The sequence below is a fragment of the Pseudomonas syringae group sp. J309-1 genome (assembly GCF_032582135.1).
GTDB lineage: Bacteria > Pseudomonadota > Gammaproteobacteria > Pseudomonadales > Pseudomonadaceae > Aquipseudomonas > Aquipseudomonas quasicaspiana.
The window spans coordinates 33,359-59,379 of record NZ_JAWHNU010000032.1 but is presented as its reverse complement, the minus strand read 5'-3'; the positions used below and the strand labels follow the sequence as shown (position 1 = coordinate 59,379).

Sequence of the window (26,021 nt, the reverse complement as noted above, 5' to 3'; positions counted from 1 at the left end):
TTTTTCGTGGAGATTCACATGGGTCAGAAAGTTGCGGGTACTTGCTACATCAAGGTCGACGGCGAACAGCTGGTCATCACGGGCGCGGTAGAAGTGCCGATGTCCCGGGTCAAGCGCGAAACCGTCGTGGTCGGCTACTTCAAGGAAAACGAAGTGACGCCGTTCATCAAGGTTGACGCGATTCGTACCGTCGATTTCCCTCGGGCAAAAATCGAAACCGGCACCAACATGACGGTCACCGCCGAGTTCAACGACGGCACCACTTACGTGCTCAGCGGCGCGTACGCGGTAGATGACATGACCAGTACCAGTGAGGACGGCAAGGTCAGCCTCAAATTCGAAGGCATCTCGGGGGACTGGCAGTGATGAGCAAAGAGACCTTTACCCTGGCCGTCGCCATCAAGGCGCACGGTCTGGAACTCACGGAGCTGCACCTGCGTCGCCCGACGGCTGAGGAGTGTCGGGCGATCAATGTGCTGCCTTACACCCTTTCCGACTCGTCGATGCCGGTTGCGGATATCGAAGCAGCCTGCAAATACATCGCGGTGTGCGCAGCCATTCCGGCGGGATCAGTCAACCAACTGGACCTGGCGGACCTGAACAGCCTGGTGTGGAAAATCATCGGTTTTTTCCTGCAGAGCGCTTCGGTGGCGTCGCCGACCTGATCGGCGTGGTGTACGACCTCGCTTACTTCTGGAGGTCGGACCCTGAGGTGCTCATGGGAAGACCTTTGGATGTAATTCTGGAAAGCGAGCGGCATGCCTTTCGAATTCTCGAAGAGCAACGGGGGAATAATGGCTAATAACATTCAAGTCATGGTGGTCATGACCGGCGTCGACAAGCTGTCGCCCCAGCTCAAAAACGCGCAGAAAGAAATCTCGACCTTGAGTAAATCCTTGAGCGCCTTGGGCAATATTCCCTTCATGGATACTTTGACCGGCAAGGAGGGGCTGATGAAGCCCTTCGTTGACGGGGCGAAAGCCGCTATTGCCTTTGAAAGCTCTATGGCCAGGGTCAGGCGGGTGGTTGATTTTCAGGCGCCCGAGCAGTTCAAGGCGATGAGCAAGGATGTGCTCGACCTGTCGGAAAAGCTGCCGGTGTCCGCTGCGGGCATCGCGCAAGTGTTTGCGCTGGGCGGACAATCGGGCGTTGCCCGTGAAGAACTGAAAACGTTTGCCGAAGATGCTTTGAAGATGGGCATTGCTTTCGATCAGACCGGGGAACAGTCCGGCGCGATGATGGCGCGGTGGCGGACAGACTTCAAACTCAACCAGGCTGAAGTGGTGGCGCTGGCAGATCAGATCACTCAACTGGGCCGGGCCGGTGGCGTAGACACGGGGAAAGTTTCCCGCATCGTCACTGCCGCAGGCACGTCCGGGTTAAGTGCGGGGCAGACCGCCGCGATGGGCGCTGTTTTCGCTCGAAGCGGCATGTCTGAAGAGGCTGCGGCGACCAGCATGCGCAACTTCACGCAAACGCTTACAGCGGGCGTCCTCGCTACCGAGGGCCAGCAGCAAGCGTTCAAGGCTTTGGGACTGGATGCGCAGGCGGTATCCCAAGGCATGTCCGCAGACGCGGAGGGTACGATCAGTAATGTGCTGACCAAGCTGAATGCGCTGGAGAAGGGCAAGCAGGGCGCGATGCTGTCGCAGTTGTTCGGTGACTCATCCGCTGCTCCGCTGGTGAACGGTCTCGATGCGCTGTCCCGTAACTTTCAACTGGTTGGCAACAGCCAGAAATATGCCGGCTCTATGCAGGAGGTTTATGCAGCGCGCGCGTCGACAACCGAGAGTGCGCTGCAGTTGATGAATAACCAGACGACGCGATTGGGCGTCGCGATTGGCACGGCACTGTTGCCGCCGGTCAATGATTTCCTCGGTACGATCGGACCTTTGATCAGCAAGGTCTCGGCGTTTACCGAGGCCAATCCCGGCTTGGTCAGAAGCATCGCCGGAGCAGCGGCGGGGTTTACGTTCTTGCGTTTGGCGGTGGTGGCGGCGACGGTCGCCAGTGCTGTCATGAACACGGTTATCGGCGCCAATCCTGTGGGGCTCGTCGTGCGTGGGATTGCCCTCGCAGCAGGCTTGTTGATTGCCAACTGGTCAGCTGTATCGGGCTTCTTTCAGGAGGTCTGGACGACGATTCAAACCGCAGGGATGGTGGCTTGGGGATGGATCACCGAGTTTTTTTCCTGGACGCCTCTGAATCTGATTCGGAAGAATTGGGGGCCTGTTTTTGCGTGGCTTAAATTTATGTGGGCGACTGTTGAGCCCATCGTTACGCCCTTGATGGCGTTCTTCGGTGGCAGTGACGCAGTCAAGGTCAACACGAACATCGGCGGGGGCACGGGTCAGTTCGTCATGGCCAATGCCGCCCAGCTTGTCCGCGACGAACAGGCACAGCGCAACCTCACTCAAGGCGGCGCATCAGTCGATTCACTTTTGCGGTCACCTGATCAACCCGGTGTGCCCGGCAGCCTGATCACGGCCGGGTCGCTCAATCAGCAGGCGGCGGCCAACAACCGCATGAACCTGCAAGGCGCGTTGACCGTGCACTTCCAGAACGCGCCACCGGGCACCACCGTTGGCGAGGCTCAAACCAATCAGCCGGGCTTCTCGATATCGCAAAGGGGCGTTCGCAGCCTCTCGCAGCAGTAGCCTCTCGAAATAAAGGACAGCGACATGAGCAAGACTTGGCGGGATGACCTGCAGTCGGCCTCGTTCCGTGGTGTCGGCTTTTGGGTCGACAGTGACAGTACGGTGGTGGGGCGGCGTACGCAGTTGCATGAATATCCCCAGCGTGATCGGCCTTTGGTCGAAGACATGGGGCGCAAAACCCGGGCGATTACCTTCGAGGCGTTTGTCATTGGAGACGATTGCTTTGTGCAGCGCGACAACCTGTTGCACGCACTCGATCAACCCGGCTCAGGGGAGTTGATTCACCCCTGGTTCGGGCGCATGACCGTGACCGCGACTGAGGGTTGTCAGGTCAAGCAGGCGCGAGCCGATGGGGGAATCGCGAGATTTTCCCTGTCGTTCGTGGAAGCGGGTGAAAAGGGTTACCCCGTCGGGGTAGCCAACACCGCCAGGCTGCTCGAAATGGAAAACCGGAGTTTTCTGGATTCGGCATTGACCCGATACAAGAACGCGATGGCTTCGGTCAACAAAGCGCGGATCAGCATGACCGCCCTGCAGAACGGCATTGCCGGAGTGCAGTTGGCGATTCAGCACGAGTTCAGTCAGTTGACCGGCTTTGTCAGTTCGGCGGCTTCGCTGGCGGACACACTGGCCAATTTTCCGGAGAACCTGTCAACGATGCTGGGGGCGCAATTCTCCAGCATGACCGGCGAGTTTGATCGCTTCAAAACCTCGCAACGCCAGGCCATGACCAAGGTGGAAACGGTGCTCGGGCTGGTGAGTCCGGCAACTGCTGCGGGAGGCGCGGCCACGGTCGCAGCTGTGACTGCTACACGTGAGTTGGTTCGGGATGTGGTGCTGGCGGATGCTCTCCGTCTGGCCTCGGCCATGCCAGTGGTTGCGGCGCCTTCGGCATTGCCGGGAGTGCCCAGTCTGGAGCAGCAGGTTGCCACCCCGGTGGCACGGCCCGAAGTACCGGTTGCAGCCGACATCACGCAATTGCGTGACGCTCTCAGTGATGTGCTTTGGCAAGCGGCGCTGCTGGCTGATCACGAGCACTTCGAGCGCATCGAAGCGGTTCGCAAACGTATGAGGGAACACCTGACCGCTGTTGCGCGTTCAGGAGTCAATCTTGTCGACGTGTCGCCCAAAGAATCAGTGCCCGCTGTGGTGCTGGCGTTTCGGCAGTTTGCGGACGCCACACGCGGTGATGAAATCGTCGCGCGCAACAGCATTCCTCACCCAGGCTTTTTGCCGGCAGCGATCCTTCAAGTCGCTCAGGAGTAACCCATGGACTTGCAAAACGTCGTCACGCTCAGCGTCGACGGCAGGGATTACCGTGGCTGGAAAACAGTCAGTATCACCGCCGGTATCGAGCAACAGGCGCGGACTTTTACTTTGGGCGTCTCTTGGCGCTGGCCGGGCGAGGACATGGAAGTTCCGGTCAAGCAAGGCGCTCCCTGCGAAATTCGGATTGGTGCGGACCTTGTGCTGACGGGGCACGTTTATTCGACCCCGATCAGCTATGACGCTAACAGCGTGACGCGTTCTGTGGCCGGGCGTTCGCTTACGGCGGATCTGGTGGATTGCGCTGTAACAGGGGCTGTTACTCAATGGAATAAACAGAGTGTGCAGGACATTGTTCAGGCGCTGGCCGAGCCCTATGGGATCAAGGTGCTCAGTGAGGTGGCACAGACTGCCAAACTCGAAAGTCACCACAGTACCCCCGGCGAAACGGTGTTCGAGTCCATCGACAAGTTGCTCACGCTTTCCCGTTTGTTTTCCACAGATGACGGTGAGGGGCATTTAGTGATTGTTGCTCCCGGTAGCAGCGGTCGGGCGGTTGACCGACTGGAGCTAGGGAAGAACATTCTCACTGGTTCTGCGCAGTTGGACTATTCCGGAGTGTTCTCTCAATACCGTGTAACGGGTCAGCGCAAACGGGAGGACAAAGAGCCCGCCAGTGCAGCAGCACAGGTCGAGGCGTTTGCCTTCGACGATACGCCACCACGCAAGCGGCTCAAGCACATTCATGAGCAGAACCAGTTGACTCAGGAACTCGCTCAATCTCGCGCCGACTGGGAGCGCGCCAGCCGCAAGGGCAAGGCGCTGACCCGCACCTACAAGATTCAGGGCTGGCGACAATCGAATGGCGATCTTTGGCGGGAAAACATGATCGTGCGCATCGTCGATCGGTTGCTGGGCGATGACCAGGACATGCTGATCAGCCAGATCCAGTACAACCTGGGGGAAAGCGGCACCACCGCAGACCTCACTGTCGCGCCCATCGAAGCGTTTCTGCCTGAACCCCAAAAGCTTGGGTAACGCCCCGTAAATCATCGCTCACCCACTTTTATTACCTACTGGAAGCCTTCGACATGAGAGAGCTGCTGAACACGCTCGTCCGCGGAGTCGTCAATCTGGTCAACCCGGCCGGGGCTATTCAGTCCCTGCAAATGACCTTGACCGCCGACGAGGTAAAGGACGGTCTCGAACACTTCGAGCCGTATGGCTACACCTCCAACCCCCATCCCGGCGCTGAGGGCCTGACTGCTTTTATCGGCGGTGATCGGTCACACGGCGTGGTGATCTGTGTTTCAGATCGCCGCTTTCGTTTGACCGGTCTGAAGAACGGCGAAGTGGCGCTGCACACCGATGAGGGGGATTTCATCCACTTCAAACGCAATCGCGTCATCGAATTGCAGACCCTGACCTTGCAGATCAATGCCACTGATTCTGTGGATCTGAACACCACAAACTTCAGCGTCAAGGCGAGCGGCGGAGTGACTTTTGACACACCGCTGATCAGCACCACCGGGGGCATCGAGTCGTCGGGCGATCAGGTCGCTGCGGGCGTCAGCCTGGTCACGCACCTGCATGAAGGCTCGGACAAAAAACCAGTGCCGGGAGGCTAGCCATGAGCGTGATCAATGAAGCAACTACCGAGTTGGCCTGGCGTCGTGCGGCAATCATCAGCCTGCTGACATGGCGGCGGGCCGGGGTGGACGACAAGCTGGACGACCCGGAGCGCTACGGCTGGTGGGGCGACAGTTTTCCCACGGTCACCGATGACCAGATCGGCTCGCGGCTGTACCTGCTGCGCCGCCGCACGCTCACGGCACAGACCGAACGCGATGCCCAGGATTACGCCCGTGAAGCACTGCAATGGATGCTCGATGACGGCCGGGTTTCTGCCGTCCTGATTGACATCACACGCGGTGCCGAACGGCTCGACATGCGGGTGAGGCTGGCCTTGACGGGCGGCGCCACAGTGGAAATTTATCTCGATAATTTATGGCTGGTGATCAATGCCGTTTAAAACTCCCTCTCTTCCCGAACTGATCAGCCGCGCCCGCAGCGATCTGGCCGGTTCCAGCGCGCTGCTGCGCTCTGACGCCGAGGTGCTGGCGCGCATCAATGGTGCCGCTTCCTATGGTCGCTACGGGCATCAACACTACATCGCCGCGCAAATCCTGCCGGACACCGCCGATGAAGAAAACCTGCTGCGCATGGCCCGGCTGCGGCTCAGGCGCAGCTATCTGCCCGCAGTGAGTTCAGCGGGCACTGCCAGTTTCACCGGTGTGGCGGGCGCGGTGCTGGATGCCGGGACATTGCTGCAACGTGAAGGCGATGGTGCGCTGTTCAAGGTGTCGCTGTCGGTCACGCTCACGGCGTTGAGCGGTTCGGTAAAACTGGAAGCCGTGGTGCCAGGCATTCTGGGCAATACGTCGGCGGCGACTCGCTTGACCACCGTTTCGCCGATGGCCGGTGTCGCCGATACCTTCGTGGTACTTGAGCCGGGTCTGACCGGAGGCACCGAGCAGGAAAGCCTCGAGGCACTGCGGGCCAAGGTCATGCGTTCCTACGCGGTGGTGCCTCATGGCGGCAATCAAAGTGACTACGTCACCTGGGCGCTGGAAGTGCCCGGCGTGACGCGGGCCTGGGTACGCAGGCACTGGATGGGGCCGGGCACGGTTGGTGTGTTCGTGGTGCGCGACGGCGATATCGATCCGATTCCCAACGCCGAGCAACTGCAACGGGTTTACGACTACATCGAATCGATGCGCCCGGTGACTGCGGAAGTACGAGTGTTCGCGCCGGTCGAGCTGCCGATCCAGTACGAAATCAAACTGACTCCGGACAGCGGCGCCATTCGTGCCGCTGTGGAAGACGCACTGATTGACCTGCACAGCCGCGAAGCCGACCTCGGCGTTGTCCTGCTCGGCAGCCACATCGCCGAAGCTATCAGCGGCGCGGCAGGCGAAAAGGATCACACCTTGTTCACGCCACTCGGCAACGTACAGCCAGGTGCCAATGAGCTGCCCACCTTTGGAGGCATCTTATGGCGATAAGAACTGCCGCTGCGTACTACGCGCAGCTCAAGGCACTGCTGCCGCCGGGGCCTGCATGGGATGCAGAGCGGGTGCCGGAAATTCATCAACTGCTGGAAGCCGGATCACTCGAACTGGCCCGCGAAGACTTGCGTCTTTCCGACCTGCTGGGTGAAAGCGATCCAAACCGGGTGCGGGAGCTGGTCCCGGACTGGGAGCACGTCATGGGTCTGCCCGATCCATGCCTGGGCGTGAACCCCACCTTCGAAGACCGACAACTGGCCGTCCGCCGTCGCCTGACAGAAGTGGGCGGGCAGTCACCCGCGTTCTTCGTGCAACTGGCGATTTCGGTGGGGTATCTGCAAGCCTCGGTAACTGAACATCGCGCTCCACGTTTCGGTGCTGCCCGCTTTGACCAGAGTCATTTTGGCACTTGGTCAGCGCAGTTCATGTGGACGCTTAATACGGGCCCGCGACGACGTCTGGGGCGTCGTTTTGCAGCAAGTTACTGGGGGGAGCGATTTGGAGTTAATCCCAGTGGTGCACTTGAGTGCGTCATCCGCCGCGCAGCGCCAGCGCATGCGCTTGAATTTATAAATTATGGGGTAGGTGAATAATGGATTTTCCAAAAAGTGTGCCGAATGCCGGCTTGGTAAACGGCAAGTTTGTAGATGAGAACCCGACCACTGGGCAGATAGGTTCATTGATTCCGGCGACGTGGGGGAATGCCCTTACCGATGAAATTTTGAACACGATCACTGCGGCTGGGCTGGTGCCCAATGAGGCAACCAACAACCAGCTTCTGGCTGCTATCAGATATCTGCAAACAGGTGCTTTCCTGGCGAGCCTTGGTACTGGCGGTACGGGAGAAAATGACTACGTCAAAGTTCCATTCCGGGACAAGTCCGGTGGGGGCATGAGGTTCCTCATCATCAATTGGGGCTCTGTAAATCTCGGTGGCGGTACCTCCGTTGCCGTTACGTTTGCTGCCGCTTACACCATCGGTTGCCGAATTGCCTTTCCCGTGGATGGCGGTAGCGCAGGGCGCACCGTAGCAGTGGGCGGCAGGACGAACACCGGCGCGACGTTCGCGTTCTCTTCTTCTGTTAATACTATTTTCTGGATGGCCGTAGGGGTTTAGGTATGACTAACGTATTTTTTAGTGCTGGTACTCTTGGATTTTACCCGGCCGAAGATCAGGCCTCATATGAAGAGGCTGGCTCTTGGCCGAACGATGCCAAGCTGCTGACTGACCCTTTGGCAGTGCTGTATTGGAAAGTCAGCGCGCCGCCGGGCAAACAGCTAGGTGCAAATAGCGCTTGCGAGCCTATCTGGGTCGAGCCGCCCGCTCCATCACCTGAAGAGGTGCTGATCACCAATTCCTTGGAACGCGACCGCTTACTTGGGATCGCTACCTTGGCCATTGCTCCTTTACAGGATGCTTTGGATCTCGAGGATGCAAAGGATGAGGATATTGCCTTGCTGAAGAGCTGGAAACAGTATCGAGTCGCAGTAAACCGTGTATTGCTCAACAATCCTTCACCTGCCTGGCCGGAACAACCCTGAGTCTTGCCCATTTAGTAACGCTGACCTGCCTTGAGCAGGTATTTTTTTGTCTGGAGAAAACACTATGGCGGTCTCTGAAAATGACCGCGACACCCTCGCCCGCACACTCTGGGGCGAGGCTCGCGGTGAAGGCCTGGCGGGGATGATTGCCGTCGGCTGGGCCATCCGTAACCGGGTGGAAATGGATTTGCACAATGACGGTAAACCGGACTGGTGGGGGGAGGGCTATGAGGGGGTATGCCGGGCGCCTTATCAGTTCAGTTGCTGGAACCGTAATGATCCGAACTATCCCTTTTTGAGCGGCAGGAAACCTATTCCTGGCGCGCAGTTCGCGCTGGCTTCGCAGGCTGCTTCGGCGGTCATCGCAGGCGAGCACTCTGATCCCACTGGCGGCGCGACTCATTACTACGCCACCACCCTGCTCAAGGCTCCAGCATGGGCGTCGATGGCCAAGCGGACACTCAAGCTTGGCCGTCACATTTTCTTCAGGGATGTGCCATGAGCGCGCTCTTCAAATGGATCCCCCTATGGGGCTGGATAGTCCTCGCGCTGCTGATATCCAGTACTTACCTGGCTTTAAGACTGGCCACTGTAACGGCCGACCGCGACGTCGTTTCACTGGAACGTGATGCCGAACGAGAGAAGGTTCGCCAGCTCACCGCCGCCAATGAATCACGCAAGAAAACCCAGAAGCTGCTGCTTGATCTGGATACCCGACATACTCAGGAGCAGGTCCTCGCCGATGAAAAAAATGATGCCATGCTTGCTGCTGTCGCTACTGGTGCTCGGCGGGTGTACGTCAACGCCCGCTGCCCCGCAGTGCGAACCGCCACCCGCGCCACCAGCCAGCCTGATGAAGAAAGTCGAGCCCAACTTGACCCGGCGGTTGCAGAAAGAATTCTCCATACCGGCGTCGACGGGGATGACGCCATCCGCCAATTGAGTGCGTTGCAGGAGTATGTAGAGACGGTGTGTCTGGGGCGTGCCGGTTAATTGATCCTTGTGTTTTTTGTGCGTGCTTCACAGAGCCCGATTCGCGCTTAACGCCGGCTCAGTGTTCGCAACGCAATTCTTTAAGTGCCGCAGCCGCCAGAAACCCAGAGCGTGATGCATAGCGGTGATCGTTTTTCACGCGATCATCAATGCGCATCAACAAGTTCTCTGGGAGTGTTGCGTTGAATCGCACGGCTTTGCCGAAATAGGGCGTCACGTCAAACTCAACCACTGCCCAGATCCCGCCTGCGTAATCCGGATTTGCGATATGAACATCGATGGCCTTAGGCGACGGCAATGGATGGCCATCTTCGACGAGACCTTCGAAGTGAAGTGAAAGCGCCTCCTGGACGTTATCCAGTGCCTCGATCACGGAGCTTCCGGCTGAGAAGCAACCAGGCACATCCGGGACTATCACTCCGTAGTCAGAATCGGCATCTTTATGCAGGACGACTGTGAATTTCATATGTTCATACCTATCTCGCGAATCATTTCAGGCCCGACTGTTTCAGGATGCTATTGATCGTTTTGATCGGGATATCTGAATCGGGATGCTTAACGGTGACCCTGCCGGGTTTGGTTGCATGTTTGTACTGCCTATGGCTTCCCTTCGTAGCGACCAGATACCACCCGTCATCCTCGATTGCTTTGATCATCTCTCTGCTGCGCATCGGCTCATCCCTTAGCTTAGTCGCGGTGTGTATTGTACACACTATTTTTTTGAGTCCGTGAAGCATGCTGATAGCGCGGTTTATCCAATTAAATGATGGGCAAAGAACCTACCGGAAAAGATGCTCATCTTTCGTTTATGGCTGAGGAATTTCGCTGTTTTTGTGCGTCTGAATATGAGCGCGTTCCGCCTCACATGGCAGCAGGATCTGGACGATGAGTGAGCTTGCTGCGCTGAAAAAGCAGGCTTGAATTCGGGAGGCAAGGGAGCCAGAAAGAGCGCATGACGCTGGATGGGGTAGGAGCGAACTTGTTGGCGAGGGGGCGGTACATCCGCAAGCTGAGTATCACCTGACATACAGCCCTCCCGAATGAATTCGGTCCTACCGAGGCTGGCCATAAAGAGCGCATGACGCTGGATAGGGGTAGGAGCGAACTTGTTCGCGAAGGGCATACATCCGCACCCTGTGTATAGCCTGAAATACAGCCAGGCATTTCACCCTGTAGGTGCTCACCTCGTCACCTCGATGAGCACCTACAGCATTGGGTTTAACTCAAGAACCATCAGCCCTTGATAAACGCCAACAGATCTTCGTTGATGACTTCCGGGTGGGTCGTGCACATACCGTGCGGGTAGCCTTTGTAGACTTTCAGCGTGCCGTTTTTGACTAGCTTGATAGCAAGCTCGGCTGAATCAGCAATCGGCACGATCTGGTCATCATCGCCGTGCATGATCAGCACCGGTACGGTGATTTTTTTCAGGTCTTCGGTGAAGTCGGTTTCCGAGAAGGCCTTGATGCAGTCGTAATGGGCTTTGGCGCCGCCCATCATGCCCTGGCGCCACCAGTTGTCTTTGGCGCCTTCGGATACCTTGGCGCCGTCGCGGTTATAGCCGTAGAACGGGATCGGCACTTCCTTGTAGAACTGGGCTCGGTTGGCTGCCAGCGCTGCGCGGAAGCCGTCGAATACGTCAATCGGCAGACCGCCCGGATTCTTTTCGGACTTGACCATGATCGGTGGCACTGCGCCGATCAATACCGCTTTGGCCACGCGACCAGCGCCGTGTTGCGCAACATAGCGAGCGACTTCACCGCCGCCTGTGGAGTGGCCGATATGCACGGCATCTTTGAGTTTCAGGTGAGTCACCAGCGCTGATACGTCGGCAGCGTAGGTGTCCATTTCGTTGCCGTTAGCTGTCTGGGTTGAGCGACCATGGCCACGACGATCGTGAGCGATTACACGATAGCCCTTGGACAGGAAGAACAGCATCTGCGCGTCCCAGTCATCGGAACTGAGCGGCCAGCCATGATGGAAAACGATGGGCTGACCGGTGCCCCAGTCCTTGTAGAAAATTTCAGTGCCGTCGCTGGTGGTGAAACTTGTCATGTCGTTATGTCCTTTTCCAGTGGGGGCTGAGGTGGCCGCTTGAGCGGCGCTGTTGCTGCCCAGCGCCATTGCCGAGAGTGAGCCTACGGCCAGCGCTGTGGCGCTAACTTTGAGCACTTGCCTGCGTGAACTCGTTGTTATATCGGTTTGGGTGTTGTGAGTATCAGACACATAACCTCCAGCTCTCGGCATTGCACGAGAGTCAGCTAAAGACGTTAGCTCAACTTATGAGCGTTAATAGAGTCAGTTACGAATGCCTGAAAGAACCCATGGCTCACATGGCATTCGCAGTTGCCTCATTGATGTGTACCGCTGGTTTCGGATGGGGCCCATGCCCTCCATATGAAGCCTCTTTATGGAGGCTGGGCTCATTCCGTCGCCATGATCGGGTAGTAGTGGAGTTGAGCGCGTATTGCGAAATACCGATGTAACGTATGTGCTGTTGTCTACTGCAGCGGTACGCCTGCAACGTAGCGTTACCGTGCGGAACGGGAGTAAAGCTTTACCGCCTAGGTTTCCTCCGCAGTTGACCCCGCAACCTTCCTTTGTTTGCACGTTCCAAGCGTTTCAGGGGCACTGAGTGGATTTTGTGCTTCGCCTCACTGGTCCCGGACCAAATAGCGATCCCCATCCAAAGGAGTGCACATGAATTTCTTCAAGAAACTGTTCGGTTCAATGAAAAAGCCAGAGCCAGAGATCACTCAGTCTGCCAAACAGCCCGCACAGCCAACTGAACCGTCGACTTTCGACGAGCCCATTCAAACCGAGGCCGACCAGACTGAAGCCGACGCTGCGAATATGGCGGCTCGTTCAGCGAGCGAAGAGTGCCTTGATCGTCACTGGGCATCGGTCGGCATCACCGAAAAAGATGTCATTACCCACATCATCAGCCCCAGCTTCACAGGCGGACCGTATTGGCCTTCAACCCGTCAGGCTTATCGAATAGTCCGACGCGACGACTCCATCATTCTTGCCACGGAAGGTCTGTCAGATCCGTTTGATGACCCTGAAGGAATGGGCAATGGGTTTGAGATGGAGCTATTTCTGGAGACATCTGATATTCCCGAACATGCATGTGGCGCGCCGGGAGACGTTGACCCTTTCACACGCAGTTGGGTCTTTGAAGTGATCCAGACTGTTGCGGCAACAGTCGCCAATGCTGGCGGCGTTACTCATCAGTTGGACCAGTACGGCGTGCTCTCGCTGGAGTTGCCCGGGGTCAGCCTCTCGCATCACATCGGTGATCAGGTGCCCAGGCATTTTGTGACCGAAGACGATGCGGTCGGTGTTCTGCTAGGCGCCCCTGAACCGGATTTCAATACCCGCCTTGAAGACATGCCACTTTCCCCGGTGCGTTTGGTGCCGGTGGTTTTAATCACGGCTTCGGAGCTTGAATACGTGCGTTCAGGCGGCGGCGGTGCACGTCTGGATCTTGTCGGCCGGTTGAATGCGGCAGGTATCGGACATAAGAGCAGTCTTAATCGTGAAAGCGTGGTGTGAAGCTGCGTGACGATGCTGGGCTTCTTAATAAGGCTGATTTGGAATAATTTTCCGTAGGAGCTCACGAGCACCGCGAGGCAGCGATGGCGGCCTGTCTGATACACCGCCATCGCAGCCTTCGGCAGCTCCTACAGGTCCAGTTTTTGCCGCATCACTGCGGCCACTGCTCCAGCAGCATGGCGACGAATTTTTCTGCTGCTGGAGACAGCGAGGCACCGCGCCGCGATACCAGGCCCAGTGTTCTGTCGACCACTGGATCAACCAGCGGTACGCTGACCAACGTCGGGTGACCTTCGGCCGGCATCGCCAGACTTGGCATGGCTGAAATGCCCAAACCAGCTTCGACCATCCCCAGTGAGGTCGACAAATGCTGCACCTCATAAAACCATTTGGGCCGCCAGCTCAAACCCGCCAACGCATGGTCAAGAATCATCCGGTTGCCGCTCAATCTTCCCACACCAATAAGGCGGTATTCGCTGAGCTCGATCCAGGACACAGACTCGCGTTTTGCCAGTTCGTGGTCGCGTCGGCAGGCGAGAACGAAGGGCTCTTTGACCAGTGGCACGAACTCGATATCCGGATGCTGTCCGCTCATCATGTTGATGCCGAAATCTGCTTCCCCACGCAGCACTGCTTCCAGGCCTTCGTTGGCACTGAGGTCCAGTAAGCGGATGCGGATTTTTGGATAGCGTTCGTTGTACAGGCGAATCACTGAAGGCAAAAAGTAGAACGCTGCAGTAGGAATGCAGGCGAGGGTTACCTGGCCGATTTGCCGTTCTGCCAGCTCGCGGATGTTCAGAATCGAGTCTTCAAAATCGTCCAGTAGACGTCGCGCCTTGGGGAAAAAATCGCGACCTACACTAGTCAGGCTGACCCGGCGCGTAGTGCGATCCAGCAACGACGTCCCCAATCCCTGTTCGAGCTTCTTGATGCGCCTGGTCAACGCCGGTTGAGAAATGTGCAGCACTTCGGCAGCTTCATGAAAACTACCCAGTTCGGCGATTTTCACGAATGATCGGATATCTTGCAGCTCATATTCCACTTTTATTCTCCTGTCAGTGGTTAGCGATGGGCAGTTTGATAGGTTAGGTTATTATTTACCAAAGTGGAATAATCGCTACGATCTTTGCATTGGATAAGGCAAAACATCCGTGGGACTCTTGCTTTCAACACATCAATTACCCCAATTGATCAACAAGAGTCTGCAAATATGCAACCGATTCCCTGCGTCCTGATGCGCGGCGGCACCTCCAAGGGGCCGGTTTTTCTTGCCAGTGATTTGCCTGTTTCGACTGCTGAGCGTGATGAGCTTCTGTTGGCACTGATGGGCTCCGGCCATGAGCTGGAGATCGACGGTATTGGCGGCGGTAGCCCACAAACCAGCAAGGTGGCGATTGTCAGCCCTTCGCCCCACGAAGACGCGGATGTCGATTACCTGTTCGTGCAAGTCATGGTTTCGCAGCGTCGCGTTGATACCGCGCCCAACTGCGGCAACATGCTCTGTGCTGTCGGCCCGTTTGCGGTGGAACAGGGGTTGGTCAAGGCGAGTGGCGATGTTACACAGGTGCGGATTCGTAACCTCAATACCGGCACGTTCGTCTGCGCTGATGTCAACACGCCTGGCGGTCAGGTCAGCTACGAAGGCCAGACCAGTATCGATGGCGTGCCAGGTTCGGCAGCCCCCGTACAACTGACGTTCCTTGATGCAGCGGGTAGCAAGACCGGCAAACTGTTCCCAACGGGTCAACAGACTGACATCCTTGATGGCGTGCCGGTGACCTGCATCGACATGGCAATGCCGATGGTCATCATCGAAGCCTCGCTGCTGGGTAAACGTGGTGACGAAACGCCTGCGGAGCTGGACGCTGACAAGGAATTCCTGCGCAAACTCGAAGCCCTGCGTCTGCGCGCAGGTATGGCGATGGGGTTGGGCGATGTCAGCGATAAAGTGATTCCCAAGCCAGTACTGGTTTCGAAGCCCGATGCGGGCGGGACCCTCAAGGTTCGTTACTTCATGCCGCATAACTGCCACAAGGCGTTGGCAATTACCGGTTCCATCGGCTTGGCCACTGCTTGCGTCAGTGACGGCACCGTGGTCGCGAAGTTGCTCGGAATTGGCAGCGAGTCACCGCGCTTGCAGCAGGTCCGGATCGAACACCCGAGCGGCTCGATTCAGGTCGCGCTGGCTTACGTGGGGGAAAACGGGCAAACGATTCGTGCCTCGGTTGTGCGCACCGCACGTCGTCTGTTTTCCGGTGAGGTTTATGCGCCTGCCGCGCAACGCCTGGCGGGTTGAAGTTTAGTTTCAGTAACACCGTGCTCTGCCTGATATGACATGAAATTCAGTACCGCATCAGAACAACACCAATAATGGGTGATGCATCATGAAAATCGCAAAATCGCTCTACTTTCAGATTATCTGCGCCGTGGTTCTCGGTGTCCTGGTTGGACATTTCTGGGGTCAACAAGCCGTAGCGCTCAAGCCTCTGGGTGACGCGTTCATCAAACTGATCAAGATGATGATCGCGCCGGTGGTGTTCTGCACCATCGTCACCGGTATTGCCGGGATGAGTGACAAGCGGTCGCTCGGGCGATTGATGAGCAAGACCATGCTGTTGTTTCTGGTCCTTACCGTGATCAGCCTGTTCATCGGCCTGGTAGCGGTCTACGTGCTCAAGCCGGGCGTAGGCATGAACATCGACCCGAGCAAGTTGAGCACGGCAGGATTGAGCCAGTACACCGAGTCCGCCGCGAAACTGGGCGTCGTCGATTTTTTCATGCACATCATTCCGGACACTTTCATCGGTGCGTTCAACAAGGGTGAAGTGTTGCCGGTGTTGTTCATCGCGGTGCTGTCCGGATTCGCCTTGTCGTCACTGGGCGAGCGCGGCAAGCCGGTACTCAATGTGCTTGAGTCGGCTTCGCACATGGTGTTCAAGATTTTCTCGTACCTGATGCGCTTTGCCCCGATCGGTGCTTTTGGTGCACTGGCCTTCACCGTTGGCCAGTACGGCATTACGTCGCTGGGCTCGCTGGCCAAGCTGATCATGACGCTGTACATCGCCTGCGGGTTCTTTGTCTTTATCGTGCTAGGCGGTATCTGCCGCGCCAACGGCTTCAGCCTGTGGAAGCTGCTGCGTTATTTCCGCGAAGAGTTTCTGGTGGTACTGGGCACCTCGTCCACTGAGCCGGTCATGCCGCGCATGCTCGAAAAACTTCAGGCACTGGGCTGCAAGAAAGGCGTGGTGGGCCTGGTACTTCCAACCGGGTACTCGTTCAACCTGGACGGCACGGCGATTTACCTGTCACTGGCTGCCGTTTTCATCGCTCAGGCCTGCAACATCGAGCTGAGCATGACCCAGACCCTGACCATGCTGGCGATCATGTTGCTGTCATCCAAAGGTGCGGCGGGCGTGACCGGCAGTGGTTTTGTCGCACTGGCCTCGACCCTGACCGTTATTCACGACATTCCCCTGGCGGGCCTGGCGCTGCTGATTGGCATCGACCGCTTCATGTCCGAAGCGCGTGCACTGACCAGCCTGGCCAGCAACGCGGTCGCCACCGTGGTGATTTCCCTCTCGGAGAACGCCTGTGACCGTCAGGTCCTGATGCAAAGGCTCGATGGCAAAGCCGCGATGCCTAGCCCCGATGTTGCTCCATGGGAGAGCGCTGCGCCGGTGGCTGAACGCACCTGATCACCCCTTAATTCAATCGATAGTTGTACGAGCGGGTCGAGCACCGTTTACACGGTGCCCGACCAGCCCGGCGGCGTTCGTTTGTCCATAAATAACAACAAGAGAATAACCCTATGCTTGCCTTCCTTGGCCTCGCCATGGTCGTGGTGTTCACCTACCTGATCATGTCCAAACGTTTGTCGCCCATCGTGGCGTTGACGATCGTTCCGATCGTGTTTGCAGTCATTGGCGGCTTTGGCGGCACCACCGGCAAGATGATGCTCGATGGCCTGAAAATGGTCGCGCCGTCCGCAGCATTGCTGCTGTTTGCGATCCTGTTTTTTGGCTTGATGATCGATTCCGGACTGTTCGATCCACTGATTCGCAAGATCCTCAAACGCGTGAACGGCGACCCGATGAAAATCGCGGTGGGCACCGCTTTGTTGTCGCTGACCGTGGCCCTTGATGGCGACGGCACCACCACTTACATGATCACCTGCGCGGCGATGCTGCCGCTGTACAAACGCATCGGCATGAACCCTATGATCCTGGGCATCGTTGCGATGCTTTCGTTGAGCATCATGAGCGGTATGACTCCCTGGGGCGGCCCGGCAACACGAGCCATTGCTGCGCTGGGGCTGGACGCCGGTGAGTACTTCATCCCGTTGCTGCCGACCATGATCGGCGGCGCAGCATGGGTAGTTTTTACTGCCTTTTGGCTGGGGCGCGCCGAGCGTAAACGTATCGGCAACGTCGACCTGCAAAGTGGCGGCGGTAACTGCTACATCGAGGCGATTCTCGGTGATACCCCGCACAAGCGTCCCAAGCTGGCCTACGTCAATCTGGCGCTGGTTGTTGCCGTGATGATCGCCTTGGTCATGGGCCTGATGCACTCGGCCGTTCTGTTCCTGATCGGCTTCGTGCTGGCGCTGATGATCAATTATCCGCAACTGGATATTCAGAAAGAACGCATCCTGGCCCACTCCGGCAACGCCATGACCGTGGTGCTGCTGGTTTTCGCAGCCGGTATTTTCGCCGGGATTTTCTCGGGCACCAAAATGGTCGACGCGCTGGCGCAAACACTGGTGGCCTGGATTCCGCCGGAGTGGGGCCACCTGTTCCCGCTGGTGGTCGCACTGACCAGCATGCCGCTGACCTTTGTATTGTCCAACGATGCTTACTACTTCGGCGTGGTGCCGATCCTCGCCAATGCTGCAGCGGCGTATGGCATCAGCCCGCTGGAGATCGCCAGGGCGTCGATTCTGGGGCAGCCGGTGCATCTGATGAGTCCGCTGGTGGCTTCGACGCTGCTGCTGATGGGCATGATCGACCGCGATATCGGCGACTTTCAGAAAGCCACGGTGAAGTGGGCGGTGCTGACGTCGTTGGTGGTCACGGCCCTGGCGCTGCTGACCGGTGCGCTGACGTTGTTTGTTTGATTTAAACAACTGAAATGCATTTTCTGTAGGAGCTGCCGAAGGCTGCGAAAGCGATCATCCTGACACACCGCTTTCGCAGCCTTCGGCAGCTCCTACAACAACTCTGTTTGCAGCCACTTATGACTGAACCAACCACACGCCCCGAACAGGGCGTGCGGATCACTGCATCTCCAATAACAACAATGAGTATTAAGCATGAGTATGTTTTCCAAGCGTGGAACTACAACTTTTATAAAGAGCGCGCCGCTGTTGACCCTGTTGCCGTGGGCGGGTGTGGAAGCCGCAGGGTTTATCGAAGACAGCAAGCTGAAGCTGCAACTGCGCAACGTTTATTTCAACGAGAACTTCCGTGACGAAAACGGCCTGAGCGCTCGTGCTGCCAGAACTGCCAAAAGTGAACGCACCGAATGGGCGCAGGGTTTTCTGCTCGACTACCAGTCCGGTTTTACTCAAGGCACATTGGGCTTTGGCATCGACGCGCTGGGCCTGTGGGGCGTCAAGCTCGATTCAGGCAAGGGCCGCAGCGGCACTGGCTTGCTGCCCGTGCATGACGATGGCCGTGCGGCCGATGAGTTCGCGAGTCTCGGCGCGGCGGCGAAAGTGCGTCTGGCCAAGACCACGCTGAAGTACGGCACGCTGTTGCCCAAAACGCCGGTGCTTATTTATAACGATGCGCGCCTGTTGCCTCAGACCTACCAGGGCACTCAATTCACCAGCACCGACATCGACAACCTGACCCTGACGGGCGGTCACCTGGATCAATTCAAACTTCGCGATTCGTCGGACAGCCGCTCCATCATTCCCGACGGATTCACCGGCCGAGGTTCGGACTTCTCGTACGTGGGTGGCGATTACAAACTCGGTAAAAGCATCAAGCTCAGTTACTTCTACGGTGAACTGGAAAATTTTTACCGCCAGCAATTTGCATCGATCCAGCATGATTTGCCGTTGGGATCCGGCGTGCTGACCAGCGACCTGCGTTACTTTAACAGCGTCGATGCCGGAACGGGACGTGGCGGCAAAATCGATAACGACATGCTCAGCGGGCAACTGACCTATGCATTGGCCGGGCACAGTTTTGGCGGCGGTTATCAGACCTTGAGCGGCGATGCGGGCCTGCCCTATATCAGTGGCGCGACCGTGTATTCGTTCAGTAACGTCGGGATCGGCAAGTTCATCGAGGAAGATGAAAAGACCTGGATGCTCAGCTATGGCTATGACTTCGCACGAGTCGGTGTGCCGGGTCTGACATTCTCGACGCGCTACCTGAGTGGCGACAACGGCAAGTCGGGCGCTGAGCAATTGAAAGAGTGGGAACGCGATGCAGAGCTGGCTTACGTGCTGCAAGGTGGGACGTTGAAAGGACTTGGTGTGAAACTGCGTAACTACGTGTACCGCTCGGACTTTGCCCGAGGCCGTGATAGCAACCGGATCTACATCACCTATGACATAGCGCTTTGGTGAACGGCCCCATTTATCGAAACAAAATTCGACTCATGGTATGGAGACGGTTTTAGGTGGGGGATTCTATGTTGGTCTGCAAGCGCTAATCCCTGTGGGAGCGAATTCATTCGCGAAGGGGCCGGTACATTCGCAGCTTATGTATCGCTTTAACACCGCCTTCCCGAATGAATTCGGTCCCACCTGGAATCGTATTTGCCGCGAGACAGCGCCGTGTCAGGGGCACGGGGCGATCTTCAATCGAGCACAATGCAATCCCCGTAGGAGCAACCGGGGTGGCGCTCCTACAGGTTTCCGGTTTACCGGGTTGTCACCGGCTTCAAACCGCTGTCTTCAATAGCTTTTGCGCCTTCCTTGGAGGCCATGTATTTCAGCAGCGCCTGAGCCTCTTTTGCATGCTCGGTTGAGCGGGTAACAGCACCCGAATAAAGCGTCATCTGCTGCGCTTGATCCGGGATCAGGCCAACAATGTCGATGCCTTCAACAGGCTTGAGTTCACTGAGCTGCTGAAAGCCAAGTTGCGCTTCCTTGCGGGCGACAACGGCACCGACCGGTTCGGCAGGAATCATCCGCGCCTTGGCAGTAAAGTCAGCGCCAAGGGTCATTTTCGGGAACAGAATGCGCGAGAGGTAAACGCCGCTGGCGCTATCGGAGTAAGCGATGGACTTGCTGTCGAGCAGCGCCTTGCGAAACGCGTCCATGGTGGAAATATCAGGCTTGGTCTCGCCCTTGCGCACGGCCATGGCGATGTAGGATTTGCCCAGATCGACGCGGCTGGCTTTATCGACCTGGTCCTGCGCGACAAGTTTATCCAGAGCAGAACCGACCATCAGCACAACGTCTGCCGGTTCCTTTCGATCCAGCCGGTTAGGAATGGCCTGAGGTGTTTTCCCCATGGAGGGCGACGCTTCAATGTTCAGCTTCACGCCCGTGGCTTTCTCGTAGTCCGGCGCGATCCCCTGAACGGCACCCATGATGCCGCCGGAGCTCAGAACAGTCAGAGTGGTCGGCGTGGGCACTGGCGCTGCATGGGCCGCGAAGGCTGTAAGCAGTGCACATGAAAAGGCGAGGGGCGTGAGCAAGCGTGGCATGGCAGGGGACTCGTTGAAGAAAAACGCGACACTAAACCCCACACCCACGCTGAAAAAGTTACCCTGCGTTAATAAATATTTAGTTTACCCACCGTGACCAACTCCCTAGGCTCGCGGTTCTTTAACGCCGCATGCGCGGACTGTCAGCGGGGAAAATCATGAATCAGGCGCTGGTCATCGAAGATGATGAGGTGACCGCACAATCCATCGCCACCGAGCTGCAGGCTCATGGTTTTGACGTGCAACGAGCCAGCACCGGGCGTGACGGGCTGGCCATGGCAATCGCGGGCAGCTATGACGCGATTACCCTGGACCGAATGCTGCCGGACTTCGATGGCCTGACGATTGTCACCACGTTGCGCAGCCTCGGCATCCGCACGCCGGTATTGATGATCAGCGCGTTATCCGACGTTGACGAGCGCGTCAGAGGGTTGCGCTGCGGTGGTGATGATTACCTGACCAAACCGTTCTCGATGGTCGAAATGGTTGCGCGCCTGGAAGTGCTGTTGCGACGCCCGACAGCCGACTCGCAGATCCATCAGCTTACCGTCGGCAACCTGACCCTCGACCTGATCGAGAACAGCGTGTCGCGCTCCGGCGAGAGCATCACGTTGCTGCCAACCGAGTTCAAGTTGCTGACGTACCTGATGCGCCATGCCGGGCAGCAAGTGACGCGCACTATGCTGTTTGAAGAGGTCTGGGGTTATCACTTCGATCCCGGCACCAACATTATTGATGTCCACATGGGCCGCTTGCGCAAAAAGATCGAAGGCCCCGGTGCGCCGTTGATTCATACCATTCGTGGATCGGGGTACGTGCTTGGCACCCAGGACTGAGCGCTGGCGCTCCAGCAACAGCCGGCTGATTGGCCTTTATGCGTTGTTCTTCGTGGCGTGGGGCGCGGTGTTCACCGGCGTTCTGTACTGGAAGATTTCCGATTACCTCGGCACCGTGGCCGAGCGCACGCTGATGCAGCGTGCGCACTATTACCAGAAAATCGATGACGCCAGCCTGCTTGATGAATTGCAGGGCAGTGAGGCGTATTCCATTCCCGGCATTGATGCCTATGGGTTGTTTGAAGGCAACGGGCAGTACATCGCCGGCAACCTGTTGAAGCTGCGGTCCAGCTTGCCGGACGATGGTCGTGTGCATTACCTGAAACGCGGTTTGCGAATCGCGGACACGGTGAGCGAAACGCGCAGCAGTCACGCCTTTCTGCAGCGTCGCAATGACGGCCGGATACTGGTGCTGGCCCGTGACGGCGGTTCCATCTCGGCGGTCGCAGGGATCATTGGTCAGGCACTTTTTTGGGGACTGTCTCTGACGTTGATACCCGGTTTGATCGGTTGGCAATTACTCAGACGCAGGCCATTGCGCCGGGTCGAAAGGCTGCAGCGCAGTACCGAGCGGATTGTCTCCGGCAACCTGTCAGAGCGGCTGCCTCTGTCGCCCGCACGGGATGAACTGGATATGCTGGCCAGCGCCGTCAACACCATGCTCGAACATATCGAGCGGTTGCTGCACGAGGTCAAAAGCGTCTGCGATGGCATCGCCCATGACCTGCGCACACCGTTGACGCGTCTGCGTGCGCGGCTTTATCAATTGCAGCAATTGCCCATGACGGATGCTCATGCATCAAGCCTCAGCCTGGCCCTGGAAGAGAGCGAAGCGATCATGTTCCGTTTTCAGGGGTTGCTGAGGATTTCCGAGCTGGAAGACACCCGCCGGCGATTGGCCTTTGCGTCATTCCAGCCCGACGCATTGTTGCGCCAGGCCCACGAGTTTTACGAACCCATGGCGCAGGAAAAAGGTCAGGTGCTTGCGCTTGAACTAGGCGCTGATTTACCCCTCATGAAAGGTGATCAGGCGCTGCTGTTTGAGGCGCTGACGAATCTGCTGGATAACGCGATCAAGTTCACCGCGCCGGGCGGGCGTCTTTGTCTGCGGGCCAATGTGGTGGGCGACATTCTGCGCATCGAAGTCATTGACGACGGTCCGGGGATCCCCGAAGCCGAACGGGAAAGTGTGTTGCGCCGGTTGTATCGCGGCGATGCCAGCCGTCAGCAACCGGGTTACGGGCTCGGTCTTTCGCTAGTGGCTGCGGTCGTGCGCCTGCACGCGTTTACCCTGCAGATTCAAGCCTCTGACTCAGGCGGTACACGGGTCGTGATCGACTGTCCGCGAATCTGACTAACGTATTGGTGCGCTTAAACTTTTCTTAACTTTGCTTAATTTGAGACAGGGCAGGTCATCACCTACTTTGGCGGACCTTCTGCCAATCTGGACCCGCTTCCTGTGAAACCACTGTTATTGCGGATCAGCCTGATCTCTGTTTGTGCCCTGTGGGCGAACGTCGGCATGGCCGCTCCCACGCCGGGCGCCATGATTCCTTCCCCGCCCCAGTTGTCAGCGAGCGCATGGGTGTTGATGGACGCCAGTACTGGCCATGTCATTGTTGAACACGACGCGGACGAGCGTCTTCCTCCTGCCAGCCTGACGAAGCTGATGACGGTGTACGTGGCCACCCGGGATATTCAGGCCGGGCAATTGAAACCGGACGAACTGGTCACTGTCAGCGAAAACGCCTGGCGCACCGAAGGCTCCAGAATGTTCCTGGATCCGGGCAGCACCGTCAGTGTCCATGACTTGCTGCAAGGCATCGTCATCGATTCCGGCAACGACGCCAGTGTCGCGCTGGCCGAACACATTGCGGGCAGTACTGACAGCTTCGCCAGCCTGATGAACAAAACGGCGCAAAGCCTCGGGTTGAGCAACACGCACTTCGATAACCCGACAGGTTTGCCAGAGCCTGACCATTACTCGTCTGCCCATGACATGGCGATGCTGGCCCAGTCCATCATCAACGACGAGTCGGCGTACTATCCGTTGTACAAGAAAAAGCACTTCACCTGGAACGGTATTCGACAACCCAATCGCAACTTGCTGCTCTGGCGTGACAAAACCGTTGACGGCCTCAAGACCGGGCACACCGAGGCGGCGGGTTACTGTATGGTCACCTCCGCCGTGCGGGATGGTCGGCGCCTGATCACCGCGGTGTTCGGCTCAAGTTCAACGCTGGCCCGTGCGACGGATACCGAGAAACTCCTGACCTATGGTTTCCGGTTTTACGAGAACCAGACCTTCGAGAAAGCGCTTCAGCCGTTGAGCCATCCGAGAGTCTGGAAGGGCACTGAAAATACCCTTGCCGTGGGCGTTCTAGACGACATCACGCTGACAACGCCCAAGGGGTCGCACAAACCTGAAACCCGCGTCCACATTGATGCCCCGCTGATTGCCCCTGTGGATAAAGGCGCAGTGGTCGGCAGCATTGACGTGTTTGATGGCGAGCAGAAACTGGCAACCCGGCCGTTGATCGCTTTGGAAGGTGTTGAGGCAGGAAGCTGGTGGACCCGCTGGACGGATGCGGTGCGGTTGCTGTTTCACGGGTGGTTTGCGGGGTTCGCAGAGGATTGAAGTCTATTTTTGTAGAAGGCAACTTGTTGGCGAGGCGGCATACCTGACGATCCGCCTCGCTAGCAACATGCAAACTACTGGGTTGAAATGCATTTTCTGTAGGAGCTGCCGAAGGCTGCGAAGCGTTTATCCCTGACACACCGCGATCGCAGCCTTCGGCAGCTCCTACAGAAAACGGTGCAGTCAGGTATTTACGATGCGCCTAACGGTTCGCTGGTGTAACGTTTAGCGTCTTAACCTCGCACCTCATGCAAAACCCTGAGCGCTGCCGAAGCCAAAAATCCCGAGCGGCTTTTCTCTTCCGGATGATGTTTCACGTATTCATCAATCCGGGTCAGCAAGTGTGCTGGAAGGGTGATGTTGAGCTTCTAGGACTTGCCCATGTATTTGGTGATATCAATGTCCACCAACGCCCATGTGCAGCCTTTGTATTCCGGATTTTGCGCGTGTACGGTTACTTTCTGAGCGGTCGGAATAGCCGAACCATCCTCAGCCAGAATCTCCAGATGACCCTCAATGGCTTCGCGAGCCATCGCCATGGCGTCGTCCAGGTCGTCACCGGCAGAGAAGCAGCCGGGTATATCTGGAACCTCAACACCCCACGCATGCTGCTCATCACCGGGAAGAATTGCGATGGGATAAAGCACTGTTTAGTCCTCCCTGGGACTGGATGGGACCCCGCTCACCAAAGCGAGGCTTGCTTCAATATGCTGCTTGCTGTCTTGGCCAATCCAGGCATTGGTTGAATGCTTGAAATGGTGGTGACTATAACCACTAAATCGAATTTAGGGATGCGCGTTGCTCATTGGCATCGAGTTCTGCTGCTTGTCCCCAATGGACACTGCTGGTTCGATCGCCCGGTTTTTACATTTCTTGTCTTGCCGGGCACGGGGCGTGCGCCGTAACCTCCGCGGCTGCTGAATAACTCAGCACTGGATTTGGCGATCCGGCTAGCAATGATGTATAGCGTGTACCATTCGGAAGCGGGCATTTATTGCCCGCGATCCGCTATGGCGGTTGTACGTGGGAGACTTTCGGGTCTGCCGGTTCTTTGCTCCGGTTCGCCAACCTGCGTACAACTGCCACCCTATCCGTTTGGCGACGGTAGCTGGCAGTCTAACCAGCAAAGAGAAATAGACTGATGCCGACAACTGAAACGACGCCTTTCATCCCAACCCTATTCACCCGCCAAACCCTCACGCTCCACGCGCTCATGCTGGAAAACCAGGCCTGGTTCTGTGCCCGTGATCTGGGCCGTTTGATGGGCCTGTTCATCGACGAACGCAAAACCCGCAAGCTCGGACGTGACGAGTGTCGCACCTTGCCGCTGCACTGCTACGGCTCGACTCAGGACACCCTGATGGTCAACGAGTCCGGCGCATACGCACTACTGATTTATCACCCCTCCGCACAAAATCGTGAACTGCGCGAATGGCTGACGCTGCAGGTCGTGCCTGTGCTGCGTGACGTGCAGAATCCCGGCCGCACCGAACGGCCGATCCTCGGCGTGCTGGATTGGGACGGTGCCTCGATGAACCTGCTGCACTGGCAGGACGAGTCGTGGATTCGCCTGCGAGACATGCCCAACATCCTGCTCCACGAAACCCGCGAGAAACGCCCGTGGTGGAGAAGGGCGACGCGGTTTTTGTCGATGTAATCAGAGGTTGTAAACACCAAACCAGTGGGAGCGAATTCATTCGCGAAAGCGGTGTGTCAGACGCAAATATTTTGCAGACCGGACCCCTTCGCGAATAAATTCGCTCCCACGGAAAAGGGTGCGCTCAGGCACTTATGCTGAGTG

Annotated in this window: 26 protein-coding genes and 2 pseudogenes; 22 read left to right on the top strand and 6 right to left on the bottom strand. The window is 57.4% G+C overall.

Annotation, left to right across the window (positions count from 1 at the left end; translation table 11 throughout):
• Positions 1-18: 18 nt before the first annotated feature.
• From RX972_RS17500 to RX972_RS17440, 13 genes and pseudogenes are all read left to right on the top strand, one after another.
• Positions 19-366, top strand: coding sequence for a phage tail tube protein (locus RX972_RS17500; RefSeq protein WP_087264743.1), 348 nt, complete (start codon positions 19-21; stop codon positions 364-366).
• Positions 366-665 carry a phage tail assembly protein gene (locus tag RX972_RS17495; protein ID WP_316877430.1) on the top strand — a complete coding sequence of 100 codons (300 nt, stop codon included), beginning with the start codon at positions 366-368 and terminating at the stop codon, positions 663-665. Before RX972_RS17500 ends, RX972_RS17495 begins: the two co-directional genes overlap by 1 nt.
• 129 nt (positions 666-794) lie before the next feature.
• Positions 795-2,657 carry a phage tail tape measure protein gene (locus tag RX972_RS17490; protein ID WP_316877429.1) on the top strand — a complete coding sequence of 621 codons (1,863 nt, stop codon included), beginning with the start codon at positions 795-797 and terminating at the stop codon, positions 2,655-2,657.
• Positions 2,658-2,681: 24 nt separating this feature from the next.
• Positions 2,682-3,923, top strand: a complete 1,242-nt coding sequence (locus RX972_RS17485; protein ID WP_316877427.1) for a DNA circularization N-terminal domain-containing protein — start codon at positions 2,682-2,684, stop codon at positions 3,921-3,923.
• Positions 3,924-3,926: 3 nt separating this feature from the next.
• Positions 3,927-4,961 carry a phage baseplate assembly protein gene (locus tag RX972_RS17480; protein WP_316877425.1) on the top strand — a complete coding sequence of 345 codons (1,035 nt, stop codon included), beginning with the start codon at positions 3,927-3,929 and terminating at the stop codon, positions 4,959-4,961.
• 53 nt (positions 4,962-5,014) lie between these two features.
• Positions 5,015-5,551 carry a phage baseplate assembly protein V gene (locus RX972_RS17475; RefSeq protein ID WP_316877423.1) on the top strand — a complete coding sequence of 179 codons (537 nt, stop codon included), beginning with the start codon at positions 5,015-5,017 and terminating at the stop codon, positions 5,549-5,551.
• An 8-nt stretch (positions 5,552-5,559) separates the two neighbouring features.
• Complete coding sequence (locus RX972_RS17470; protein WP_373562210.1) at positions 5,560-5,955, top strand: phage GP46 family protein; 396 nt, start codon at positions 5,560-5,562, stop codon at positions 5,953-5,955.
• The gene (locus tag RX972_RS17465; RefSeq protein ID WP_316877419.1) at positions 5,945-6,988 is read left to right on the top strand and encodes a baseplate J/gp47 family protein; all 1,044 of its coding nucleotides are present in this window, start codon (positions 5,945-5,947) and stop codon (positions 6,986-6,988) included. The genes RX972_RS17470 and RX972_RS17465 overlap by 11 nt, the downstream gene beginning before the upstream one ends.
• Positions 6,979-7,584, top strand: coding sequence for a YmfQ family protein (locus RX972_RS17460; RefSeq protein ID WP_316877417.1), 606 nt, complete (start codon positions 6,979-6,981; stop codon positions 7,582-7,584). Before RX972_RS17465 ends, RX972_RS17460 begins: the two co-directional genes overlap by 10 nt.
• Positions 7,584-7,784: pseudogene (locus RX972_RS17455) on the top strand (phage tail protein); the annotation flags it as partial. The gene RX972_RS17460 and the pseudogene RX972_RS17455, both read left to right, overlap by 1 nt.
• A 326-nt stretch (positions 7,785-8,110) precedes the next feature.
• The gene (locus tag RX972_RS17450) at positions 8,111-8,533 is read left to right on the top strand and encodes a tail fiber assembly protein (RefSeq protein ID WP_316877415.1); all 423 of its coding nucleotides are present in this window, start codon (positions 8,111-8,113) and stop codon (positions 8,531-8,533) included.
• Between the two features lie 64 nt (positions 8,534-8,597).
• Complete coding sequence (locus RX972_RS17445) at positions 8,598-9,035, top strand: cell wall hydrolase (RefSeq protein WP_316877413.1); 438 nt, start codon at positions 8,598-8,600, stop codon at positions 9,033-9,035.
• Complete coding sequence (locus tag RX972_RS17440) at positions 9,032-9,526, top strand: lysis system i-spanin subunit Rz (RefSeq protein WP_316877411.1); 495 nt, start codon at positions 9,032-9,034, stop codon at positions 9,524-9,526. The genes RX972_RS17445 and RX972_RS17440 overlap by 4 nt, the downstream gene beginning before the upstream one ends.
• A 58-nt stretch (positions 9,527-9,584) precedes the next feature.
• Here RX972_RS17440 and RX972_RS17435 read toward each other — a convergent pair whose 3' ends face one another.
• The 3 genes from RX972_RS17435 to RX972_RS17425 all read right to left on the bottom strand — a co-directional run bounded on the left by RX972_RS17435 (position 9,585) and on the right by RX972_RS17425 (position 11,581).
• On the bottom strand, positions 9,585-9,992 hold the full coding sequence (locus tag RX972_RS17435; protein ID WP_122708054.1) for a type II toxin-antitoxin system HicB family antitoxin: 408 nt from the start codon (positions 9,990-9,992) through the stop codon (positions 9,585-9,587).
• A 22-nt stretch (positions 9,993-10,014) separates the two neighbouring features.
• Positions 10,015-10,197, bottom strand: a complete 183-nt coding sequence (locus RX972_RS17430; protein WP_122396274.1) for a type II toxin-antitoxin system HicA family toxin — start codon at positions 10,195-10,197, stop codon at positions 10,015-10,017.
• Between the two features lie 562 nt (positions 10,198-10,759).
• Complete coding sequence (locus RX972_RS17425) at positions 10,760-11,581, bottom strand: alpha/beta hydrolase (protein WP_316877407.1); 822 nt, start codon at positions 11,579-11,581, stop codon at positions 10,760-10,762.
• 645 nt (positions 11,582-12,226) lie between these two features.
• Between RX972_RS17425 and RX972_RS17420 the strand changes: the two genes are divergently transcribed.
• Positions 12,227-13,081 (top strand): suppressor of fused domain protein, encoded by an 855-nt coding sequence (locus RX972_RS17420; RefSeq protein ID WP_316877406.1) that lies wholly within the window; start codon positions 12,227-12,229, stop codon positions 13,079-13,081.
• 151 nt (positions 13,082-13,232) lie between these two features.
• Here the strand turns inward: RX972_RS17420 and RX972_RS17415 are convergent, their stop codons facing one another.
• Complete coding sequence (locus RX972_RS17415) at positions 13,233-14,123, bottom strand: LysR family transcriptional regulator (RefSeq protein WP_027901660.1); 891 nt, start codon at positions 14,121-14,123, stop codon at positions 13,233-13,235.
• Positions 14,124-14,291: 168 nt separating this feature from the next.
• Between RX972_RS17415 and RX972_RS17410 the strand changes: the two genes are divergently transcribed.
• The 4 genes from RX972_RS17410 (at position 14,292) to RX972_RS17395 (ending at position 19,658) form a co-directional block, all read left to right on the top strand.
• A complete protein-coding gene (locus RX972_RS17410; RefSeq protein WP_027901659.1) occupies positions 14,292-15,377 on the top strand; it encodes a 4-oxalomesaconate tautomerase in 1,086 nt (361 codons plus the stop codon).
• 88 nt (positions 15,378-15,465) lie between these two features.
• Positions 15,466-16,776 carry a dicarboxylate/amino acid:cation symporter gene (locus RX972_RS17405; RefSeq protein ID WP_410478241.1) on the top strand — a complete coding sequence of 437 codons (1,311 nt, stop codon included), beginning with the start codon at positions 15,466-15,468 and terminating at the stop codon, positions 16,774-16,776.
• A 113-nt stretch (positions 16,777-16,889) separates the two neighbouring features.
• A complete protein-coding gene (locus RX972_RS17400) occupies positions 16,890-18,194 on the top strand; it encodes a CitMHS family transporter (RefSeq protein ID WP_027901657.1) in 1,305 nt (434 codons plus the stop codon).
• Positions 18,195-18,389: 195 nt separating this feature from the next.
• A complete protein-coding gene (locus tag RX972_RS17395) occupies positions 18,390-19,658 on the top strand; it encodes an OprD family porin (RefSeq protein ID WP_410478240.1) in 1,269 nt (422 codons plus the stop codon).
• 296 nt (positions 19,659-19,954) lie between these two features.
• Here RX972_RS17395 and RX972_RS17390 read toward each other — a convergent pair whose 3' ends face one another.
• Positions 19,955-20,746, bottom strand: a complete 792-nt coding sequence (locus RX972_RS17390; RefSeq protein ID WP_027902427.1) for a substrate-binding domain-containing protein — start codon at positions 20,744-20,746, stop codon at positions 19,955-19,957.
• Positions 20,747-20,904: 158 nt separating this feature from the next.
• On the opposite strand from RX972_RS17390, the gene RX972_RS17385 reads away from it, so the two are divergent.
• From RX972_RS17385 to RX972_RS17375, 3 genes are all read left to right on the top strand, one after another.
• On the top strand, positions 20,905-21,582 hold the full coding sequence (locus tag RX972_RS17385; RefSeq protein WP_122396278.1) for a response regulator transcription factor: 678 nt from the start codon (positions 20,905-20,907) through the stop codon (positions 21,580-21,582).
• Positions 21,566-22,936 (top strand): HAMP domain-containing sensor histidine kinase, encoded by a 1,371-nt coding sequence (locus tag RX972_RS17380; RefSeq protein WP_316877402.1) that lies wholly within the window; start codon positions 21,566-21,568, stop codon positions 22,934-22,936. The genes RX972_RS17385 and RX972_RS17380 overlap by 17 nt, the downstream gene beginning before the upstream one ends.
• Positions 22,937-23,104: 168 nt before the next feature.
• A complete protein-coding gene (locus tag RX972_RS17375) occupies positions 23,105-24,220 on the top strand; it encodes a D-alanyl-D-alanine carboxypeptidase family protein (RefSeq protein WP_231666362.1) in 1,116 nt (371 codons plus the stop codon).
• A gap of 233 nt (positions 24,221-24,453) precedes the next feature.
• On the opposite strand, the pseudogene RX972_RS17370 reads toward RX972_RS17375, so the two are convergent.
• Positions 24,454-24,867, bottom strand: a pseudogene (locus tag RX972_RS17370) (type II toxin-antitoxin system HicB family antitoxin).
• 494 nt (positions 24,868-25,361) lie between these two features.
• Between RX972_RS17370 and RX972_RS17365 the strand changes: the two are divergent.
• A complete protein-coding gene (locus RX972_RS17365) occupies positions 25,362-25,877 on the top strand; it encodes a Bro-N domain-containing protein (RefSeq protein ID WP_316877401.1) in 516 nt (171 codons plus the stop codon).
• Positions 25,878-26,021 lie beyond the last annotated feature (144 nt).